Origin of the sequence: Confluentibacter lentus (assembly GCF_002806995.1) — a bacterium.
Taxonomy (GTDB): Bacteria; Bacteroidota; Bacteroidia; order Flavobacteriales; family Flavobacteriaceae; genus Confluentibacter; species Confluentibacter lentus.
In genome coordinates this window covers 1-7,837 of the sequence record NZ_NIHE01000007.1, presented here as the reverse complement: position 1 = coordinate 7,837, position 7,837 = coordinate 1, and the positions used below count along the sequence as shown (strand labels likewise).

The 7,837-nt window shown below is 32.7% G+C and carries 10 protein-coding genes; all 10 read left to right on the top strand.

The window, feature by feature from the left end; all coding sequences use genetic code 11:
• Positions 1-302: 302 nt before the first annotated feature.
• Positions 303-485: a hypothetical protein gene (locus tag CDH50_RS12340; RefSeq protein ID WP_100612594.1), complete on the top strand. Its 183-nt coding sequence runs from the start codon at positions 303-305 to the stop codon at positions 483-485.
• Between the two features lie 922 nt (positions 486-1,407).
• Positions 1,408-1,944, top strand: coding sequence for a hypothetical protein (locus CDH50_RS12335; protein ID WP_100612593.1), 537 nt, complete (start codon positions 1,408-1,410; stop codon positions 1,942-1,944).
• 120 nt (positions 1,945-2,064) lie between these two features.
• Positions 2,065-2,706, top strand: coding sequence for a hypothetical protein (locus CDH50_RS15215; RefSeq protein ID WP_198513494.1), 642 nt, complete (start codon positions 2,065-2,067; stop codon positions 2,704-2,706).
• A gap of 165 nt (positions 2,707-2,871) precedes the next feature.
• Positions 2,872-3,285, top strand: coding sequence for a hypothetical protein (locus tag CDH50_RS12325; RefSeq protein WP_157804987.1), 414 nt, complete (start codon positions 2,872-2,874; stop codon positions 3,283-3,285).
• Positions 3,286-3,659: 374 nt separating this feature from the next.
• Positions 3,660-4,070, top strand: a complete 411-nt coding sequence (locus CDH50_RS12315; RefSeq protein WP_157804986.1) for a hypothetical protein — start codon at positions 3,660-3,662, stop codon at positions 4,068-4,070.
• A 145-nt stretch (positions 4,071-4,215) separates the two neighbouring features.
• Positions 4,216-4,680 (top strand): hypothetical protein, encoded by a 465-nt coding sequence (locus CDH50_RS15130; protein ID WP_157804985.1) that lies wholly within the window; start codon positions 4,216-4,218, stop codon positions 4,678-4,680.
• Positions 4,681-4,877: 197 nt separating this feature from the next.
• Positions 4,878-5,489 (top strand): FeoB-associated Cys-rich membrane protein, encoded by a 612-nt coding sequence (locus tag CDH50_RS12305; RefSeq protein ID WP_100612588.1) that lies wholly within the window; start codon positions 4,878-4,880, stop codon positions 5,487-5,489.
• A gap of 190 nt (positions 5,490-5,679) precedes the next feature.
• Positions 5,680-6,339 (top strand): DUF4339 domain-containing protein, encoded by a 660-nt coding sequence (locus CDH50_RS12300; protein ID WP_100612587.1) that lies wholly within the window; start codon positions 5,680-5,682, stop codon positions 6,337-6,339.
• A 190-nt stretch (positions 6,340-6,529) separates the two neighbouring features.
• A complete protein-coding gene (locus CDH50_RS12295) occupies positions 6,530-6,949 on the top strand; it encodes a hypothetical protein (protein WP_100612586.1) in 420 nt (139 codons plus the stop codon).
• A gap of 157 nt (positions 6,950-7,106) precedes the next feature.
• Positions 7,107-7,586: a hypothetical protein gene (locus CDH50_RS12290; RefSeq protein ID WP_157804984.1), complete on the top strand. Its 480-nt coding sequence runs from the start codon at positions 7,107-7,109 to the stop codon at positions 7,584-7,586.
• Positions 7,587-7,837: the final 251 nt, after the last annotated feature.

Here is a 7,837-nt window from a genome sequence, read left to right as displayed (position 1 = left end):
TAAGCCAACAAACATCTGTAGAAAAACCTATATTGGACTTGTTGAATTCTATGCTCTTGGAATTCGAAAATCAACTTCGGACAAAAAAATAAAAGCACGAAAGCACAACACCGTGTATAATTAATTGCTAGGTTCTGGCTTGCTTACGAAAATCCTCGCGGATTTTCTATTCGGTTTTTATTTGCTAAATTAGTTGCTTAACCACGCAACTAATCATACACGAACACGTTGGCAAACATTTATAAAAAACATCCAACTATGAATATTAAAGGGTACGTTTTAGAAAAATAAAAACTAAGACAATGAAAGAGTACAGTGCTGAAAAGAAAAAGCAAATCTTAGAATCTATCCATGACTTATTAGTTGGATTTGACCTTTATACCGCAAAGGATATTTTATATTGTGCAGAAAAGGATTTAAACTATAATTCAATTATTCAATCAAGGAATCGACCAAATCCTTCACCAAGCGGTCAACAACAATAACCTTAGAATTTGACAGATGTATCTCTGTCTTTCCGTGAGAGGAATTGACAGGTCTTATGACACAGACGACCTGATTTGGATTGATATAATAACTCTGTGTATCGGTAGCGTAAATTTGAATTAGTTTCATAATGAGTTCTTTGAAATATCATTTAAGATTGTTAAATACAAAATAAAGTTTGTACAATATTAAGTTTATACTTAAATTTGTACTACTTTTAAAAAAGCGAAAAGCCCGTTGTTGGCGCAACAGACTTTTCTAAATTAAGAATTAATAATTACATCCTGCCACTTTGGTCAGGAGCCGTGGAATTTTACAACAACCACATTTTGATAAGACTTATTGCAGTTTGAACTACAAGTCTTATCTCTTTCTTGAACACTATCCACCATTGTGGTTTGTTCTTCTCTTTTTTAACCAATTTTTAAATAGATTAAAATTAAATTCCCTTAATTAAAGGTCTAAGGGCTCTGACCTAATTTTTTTGTTTCATAACTTAAATGGTTTTAGAGTTTTGATTTTGCAAAATTAAAGGTATTAAATGATATTTCAAAGACTTTTCTATAATAAATAAAAACTACACAAAGTGTTAAATATATGTTAAAATTTAATATTGTATATTTTCGTTTACCGTTTGTCGATACACAAAGATAAATAATAAACCAATACGCTGATTTTTTGTTGTTAACGAACCATCAACAAAAAAACTGTTAACAACTGTAAAAATCTGTGGATTATTATGAGAGCGGATTAAAAAATAAAAAAAACGTTTGCCAACACCGTGTATAAAAAATAAGGGCTAAGGTGCCAGGCCCAAAGTCGGCACATAAAAATAAACGTACCACAACGCCGAAAGTAAAAGGTATCAAGACCCCTTACTTTCCATACACGAACACGTTGGGCACAAGCTGAAAAAATCGAATGACGAAAAAAATTGGACTTTTAATATTACTCATTATTATCTCGATAATTCTCGCTTCGATTTACGGAATTTTTCACAACCAAATTTCTTACTCAATCTCAACTGAATATTTTACGAAATTCAAATTTGAACAATTCGGATTTGTAGAATACGGACTTGACACACCAAGAATGACAGCAGGATTAATCGGAATTTGGGCAACTTGGTGGTTCGGACTTTTAATCGGATTGATAAACGGAATTGTTGGACTGTTTCAACCGACTTCAAAAATAATGTGGAAAAGTTCTTTCGGAGCAACAATTCGGACTTTACTAATTGCAATCGGATTTGGAATTCTGGGCATTTTGGTTGGCAAATTCATAATTTCAAACTTAAATGCTAATTGGAATCTTCCAGCGGATTTAACCGACCGAGAAAGTTTTTTGACTGCTGGAACAATGCATAATTTCAGCTATCTTGGTGGAATAATCGGACTGATTTACGGAATAATATATCAACTAAAAATAAAAAAAGCCTATGCCCAACACCGGCTATAGTTCATTGCTTCTGACTTTCCTATCGGAAAGTCCTCGCAAATTTGCTATATTCGGTTTACGGCGGAAAATCCTCGCGGATTTTCACGCAACAAAACCATAGCCAAACACGTTAGGCACAATATGAACAATCCTTTGAGACAAATATTATTAATTGGAATTCTGACCTTATTTGTTACTCAAATCGGATTCTGTCAATCTATTGACGAATTCGTTGACTCGACAATCAAAGTTGATAGCCTGAATGTTCCAACTGATTTAAATCAACCTTACTTTCCAAAGAAAATATTTCCTGACTTTTATATTAATTGGTATTCAAAGCATCTTCATGCAATGAAAGAGCCTTTGTTATTCAACAAAAAAAATGACAAAGAAATTTATCGGTTTACTTGGTTAAGAACTTTTGACAAACCAATGGCTTTTAGATTTGAAAAAATAAATAACTCATATATTCTGTATTGGAAAGTATTGAGTGGATCTGGTGGATATGAACCTGGAGAAATAGAAATGGAGCGATTGAAAATACTAACCGAAAAAGAATGGACTGAATTTACTCATCTCATTGCAAAAATGGACTTTTGGAAAATGAATTTTGCTCGTAGCCTAATTGGAACTGATGGTTCTGAGTGGATTATGGAAGGTGTTAATCAAACGGATTACAGAGCTGTAAGTGTTTGGTCGCCAAGCAAAGGTGATTTTTATAATGCTTGTGATTATCTAATTTCCTTAACGAATTTGAAAATATCAAAGAAGGATAAATATTAAAAATACTGTGCCTAACACCGTGTATAAAAAATTGCTAGTTTTAGCTAACACAAAGTTTGTTGCTTGTTTGCTGGCTTCCGATTTTCCTTCGGAAAATCCTCGCCCTCAAACACGCAACTTTCCATACACGAACACGTTGTACACAAGCTAAAATCCGAACTCAAATTGATAAAAAAGATAGTAATTGGAATTTTATTACTCGGATTTATAACCATAATCGGACTTCTTGTTTTTATGGCAAACTTTGAGATTTTTGACGAACCAACCCGAACGGAATTAAAAGCTGAATGCGATTATGAAAGTTTGCGAAAAGTAAAAATGACTGAAATGACTGGAAACGCAACTGCGAAAAAGTCAATTCATATTTACGCAACTGATTGTAATTATGACGAAAATAAAAAACCTGAACCAATCTTTGTTGCAAGTGCTGGATTTATAAAACCAAAGGATGTAAGTTTTGAGTGGAAAAATTTTGACACTTTGACAATTAGATATAATAAAAAACTACAGATTTTCAAACAAAAAACAGAATCGGAATCTGTAAACCCTAAAATAATATTTGAATATATAGTTGACTAAATGAAAACATTGCGATTCATATTAATTGTAATTCTATCAATAATAATATTGCTGACAACTTATTTTATAATTGACAGATATGTATTTAATCCAAATATGAAAGGAATTAGTCCTGTCGATATTAAAAACATTTTGACTTATTTAATTTTACCTCTAATAATTTCAATTTCAATAATTTGGTTTATAGAGAAACGGACAAAAACAATAAAAAAATAAAAGCCAGTGTACAACACCGTGTATAAAAAATTGCTAGTTTTAGCTGGCACAAAGTTGGTTGCCCGTTTGCTGGCTTCCGATTTTCCTTCGGAAAATCCTCGCCCTCAAACACGCAACTTTCCATACACGAACACGTTACCAAACATTTGAAAAACGCATTGAAACCAAAAATAATATCGTTTATATTTAAATACGGACTTATAATCGGCGGACTTTTTATACTGTTAATATCAGGTATAATTATTAATAACGGATTTTTAAAAAAACAGATAACTAAGGAAAATGTTATTGTAACCGCAAAGGTAATTGAATCACCAAAAGATTGTGACGATTTAGGACGTAGGGGCGGATATTGCAAACTTGAATTTGACGGAAAAACATTCGTGAAAAATGTGGACAGAATATTTTGCGAATTAGTTGCCGACAAAAAAGAAGTTAAAATGCTGACCAACGGAAAAATGGACGAACTTCTTTTCCTAAACGAATATGAAAATTCAAATGACTTTGTTTATGGATTTTTACTCGGACTTTTTTCTATAGTTATTATTTACAAAGGATTTAAAAAATAAAAACGTTTGGTAACACCGTGTATAAAAAATTGCTAGTTTTAGCTAACATAAAGTTTGTTGCTTGTTTGCTGGCTTCCGATTTTCCTTCGGAAAATCCTCACCCTCAAACACGCAACTTTCCATACACGAACACGTTGCCAACAATATGAAAAACACAAACTTAGGATTAATATTAATACTTCTGACTTTCTTTGTTTCGTGCAATGAAAAGAAAATTTCAGAATTAAATAATCGGATTTCTGAACTCGAAACTCAAAATAAAAAACTGAATGATTCAATTTCTAAATCAGAATATTATAAAGTTTTAAGCTCAAATATTATCGGACTGACAGCTAAACCTGAATTTACTATAAATGAAAAAAGTGAAGTGAAATTCCTTTTTAATTATCCTGAAAATTTGCTGCCTTATAATGTTTATACAACAACTAGCGATGGTAAACCTGATAAACTGATTTACGAAAATCTCACGAATAATGAATTCATGTATAATTTTGTCCCTGAAAAAGTGGGAGAACACAATATCAAATTAATTGCAGTTTTTAAAATGAATAATAAAGAAAATGAAGAAATACACGTTCCGACAAATTTTTATGTTACGGTAAAAAAATAAAAATACAGTTGGCAACACCGTGTATAAAAAATTGCTAGTTTTAGCTAGTACAAAGTTGGTTGCATGTTTGCCGGCTTCTGATTTTCCTTCGGAAAATCCTCGCCCACAAACACGCAACTTTCCATACACGAACACGTTAGTGGCAAGGCTAACAAGACACTACACAGACAGACGGACAAATTCAAAATAAACGAATAATGGAAGTAGTTTTTATAATAATCGGACTGATAGTTTTAGCAATTGCAGTATTTGCGGTTTACAGACTTGTAACTGTTAAACGACAGAACAACAAACTCAACGCAGAACGTTTTGACAGAGTAAAAGAACTCTACGACAAACTTGAAAGTGGACAAGAAATTACAGAAAATGATGTTTTGCCTTTTGCGAAAAACATATTAACCAGACAGACCGCATTTCAACTTTTATCAGACCACGACAAGACAAATCTTTTCCCGAATGAATTCAATAATTTAATTTCAGGTGCTGAAAGCAATCTTGCAAATTGGTTAGAGTTTCCGACTGAACTTGATGCTTGCCCTGACGAAATTGAACATATTAAACGTGTAACTTTTGACTTTGACGGACAAAATAACTTTGTTCACTATCAAGTTTTTAAATGTAGAGTGAATGAACCGCATTGGGCTGCCAAAGACGGATGGTTTTTAGGTGTAGTTGGACCATATTTTGACGACAGCAAACCTTACGACTTTCCACAAGCGACTTTTAGCAGAATAAGTAGTACGATAGACAAAGTAACGCCAGACGAAGAAGCAAAATGGGTACACGAAAATATCTCAATGAGACGATGAAAAGAAGCCCAGCCACCAACACGGGCTTAGCAAAAGTGGCGGTTCATTACTCCGCAGAAAGTTTTATGTTTAATCAAAGTTTGGTTCTCCGCATCACGTTTTGTGGTAAAAATCGCCACCTTCGCTAAGCCCGGAAACGTTGCCCACCATTTGAAAAAAGCATTGTAACTAAAAACAAACTGAACTAAATATGAAAAAATATTACTTACACAACGGAACTGAACAAGAAGGACCATTTGACATTTCCGATTTGAAAAGTAAAGGAATTACAGCCAAAACAGAAGTTTGGTATGAAGGAATTTCTGATTGGACTAATGCTGATGAAATTGACGAATTGAAAAGTTTATTTCCTAAAGCAACACCACCACCAATTAAACCAAAATCAGCGCAGAATGAACAAACTAAAAAAGACAGGAAATTAGGACGAAATTTACAACTTTTGGGACTTGTGCTTCTTCTTGGAATTATTGGATTTGCAGTTATACCTAACTTGCTTAATAATGACAATCCTCAATCATACATTGAGCAAAAAATGACAATTGAAGAAACCGAAAATTCAAACCCTTTGCGCTTTTTAAGCGTTGAGGGAAATTATAATAAAAGTTTTTGGGGAACTGAATTTAAACTAAAAGGTAAAGTAACTAATAGAGCAACCATTGCCGATTATAAAGATTTAGTCATGAGAATAACATACTATTCTCAAACAAAATCTGTAATTGGAACTAAAGACTATACCATTTACCAAGTTTTTCAACCAAATCGAGTAACAGAATTTAAATTGGATGTTGAGAATTATAAAGACGTGGAATCAATCGGATTAGATATTGTCGGAGCAATACCAAATAATTAATCGGAATAAAAAACGGTGGGCAACACAGTGTATAAAAAATTGCTATTTTTAGCTTACCCAATGTTAGTTGCTTTGCTTGCTTGCATCTGATTTTCCTTCGGAAAATCCTCGCACACAAGCACGCAACTTTCCATACACATCAACGTTGGGCACAATTTGAGAACATCATTCCGCTGAATTGAAATTAAGTATGAAATTGACAAAAAACCAATTTTTAGAAGCTGGATTTATTTTCGAAAATGCGAACGGATATTCTCATTCGGACTTTGAAAAGAATATAATAGCGGAATCGGAATTGACTAAATTGCAACCTACCGAATTGGAACGAATAATAATCAACGGACTTAACTCTGGAATTTATAAAAACGAAGACGAGCGAGTTAGTGGATATTGGGCTTTATCAAAAATCGGAAATCTGAATTTAATTTCGGATTTTAAAAAATGGTTGTGGACTGAATTGGATAACGAAAATGGAATTGCAATTTTCCAATTACTAGTTGCACTCGACCGACTTGAAGAACCTGCTTTTAACGAAAAAAGAACTGGACGAGGAGCTGACGAAATTGAATTGAATATTAGAGATGCTAAAGAATATTTGATTAAAAAATAAAAACTGTGCCCAACACCGTGTATAAAAAATTGCTAGTTTTAGCTGGCACAAAGTTGGTTGCTCGTTTGCCGGCTTCCGATTTTCCTTCGGAAAATCCTCGCCACCAAACACGCAACTTTCCATACACGAACACGTTGTAGCACATTTGAGAAAACTGATGAACAGAGTAATAAACTTTTTCGGATTGACTAAAAATCTAAACTTTATCTTGAAAAATGAAAAAGCGGATTTCATTAATGAATTTAAAAAAGACATCAAGCCTGACCGAACAATATTTTTTGATTTTTTTGACAACAATCCTAATAAATATTACGGAAACATATCTGATTCGGAATTTAAAATTCGACCTGGATATGAATATTCATTTGCGCAAGCTCGTGGAATAATTAAAAATGACACTTCTGAAATTGGAATTCGGATTTTAGGTTATAATTGGTTTAGTATTTTATATTTAATTGTAATAGTCGGACTTGGTTGTGGTGCTTTATTTGACCTTATAAAAAATGAAAACTATGGAGTATTTCCGATAATTCTTTTCTCAACAATCCTGACTTTATTTTTCTATTTCAAATTAAAAAGAGGAATCAAATCATTTAAGAAGACATTGGAATCTGATTTAAAAAAATATGATGAATAAAAAACGTGCTACAACAAAGTATATAAAAAATTGCTAGTTTTACCTAAACCAAAGTTTGTTGCTCGTTTGTTAGCTTCTGATTTTCCTTCGGAAAATCCTCGCACACAAACACGCAACATTTCATATACATAAACGTTGGCAGTAATTTGAGAGCAACCATTCGAAAGAACATTTTGAACTATGAAAAAACGGATTTTTAAAATATTAAGTATAATAATCGGACTTGTTATCATCTTAACTATTTACATAAA

What these genes read in the sequence shown, in the direction of transcription:
- CDH50_RS12290 (WP_157804984.1), top strand. Translation starts at nt 7,107, where the DNA reads ATGAACAGAGTAATAAACTTTTTCGGATTGACTAAAAATCTAAACTTT.
- CDH50_RS15215 (WP_198513494.1), top strand. Translation starts at nt 2,065, where the DNA reads ATGAACAATCCTTTGAGACAAATATTATTAATTGGAATTCTGACCTTA.
- CDH50_RS15130 (WP_157804985.1), top strand. Translation starts at nt 4,216, where the DNA reads ATGAAAAACACAAACTTAGGATTAATATTAATACTTCTGACTTTCTTT.
- CDH50_RS12335 (WP_100612593.1), top strand. Translation starts at nt 1,408, where the DNA reads ATGACGAAAAAAATTGGACTTTTAATATTACTCATTATTATCTCGATA.
- CDH50_RS12295 (WP_100612586.1), top strand. Translation starts at nt 6,530, where the DNA reads ATGAAATTGACAAAAAACCAATTTTTAGAAGCTGGATTTATTTTCGAA.
- CDH50_RS12340 (WP_100612594.1), top strand. Translation starts at nt 303, where the DNA reads ATGAAAGAGTACAGTGCTGAAAAGAAAAAGCAAATCTTAGAATCTATC.
- CDH50_RS12305 (WP_100612588.1), top strand. Translation starts at nt 4,878, where the DNA reads ATGGAAGTAGTTTTTATAATAATCGGACTGATAGTTTTAGCAATTGCA.
- CDH50_RS12300 (WP_100612587.1), top strand. Translation starts at nt 5,680, where the DNA reads ATGAAAAAATATTACTTACACAACGGAACTGAACAAGAAGGACCATTT.